The organism is Bradyrhizobium cosmicum, from assembly GCF_032290525.1.
GTDB classification, from domain to species: Bacteria; Pseudomonadota; Alphaproteobacteria; order Rhizobiales; family Xanthobacteraceae; genus Bradyrhizobium; species Bradyrhizobium cosmicum_A.
This window is the reverse complement of sequence record NZ_JASXTA010000478.1, coordinates 1-246: the sequence shown is the minus strand read 5'-3', so window position 1 is coordinate 246 and position 246 is coordinate 1. Positions and strand designations below refer to the sequence as shown.

Genomic DNA, 246 nt, shown 5'->3' with positions numbered 1-246 from the left:
CACCAGCGCCGAGCATTTCGCCGCAATCGCGCGCTCGATCAGCGATTTGATGAAGCCGCGGTCCTTCATCACGTAGAGTTGGAACCAGAACGGCTTGTCGACGGCGGCGGCGATATCCTCGATCGAGCAGATCGACATCGTGCTCTGGGTGAAGGGAATGCCGGCGGCCTGCGCGGCGCGGCAGGCATGAATTTCGCCGTCGCCATGCTGCATGCCGAGCAGGCCGACCGGCGCCAGGATCAAGGG

Annotated in this window: 1 protein-coding gene; it reads right to left on the bottom strand. The window is 64.2% G+C overall.

The annotated features are described in order from the left end of the window. A partial coding sequence (locus QSV46_RS40625) for an alpha-hydroxy-acid oxidizing protein (RefSeq protein ID WP_314964373.1) occupies positions 1–246 on the bottom strand: 246 nt, incomplete at both ends.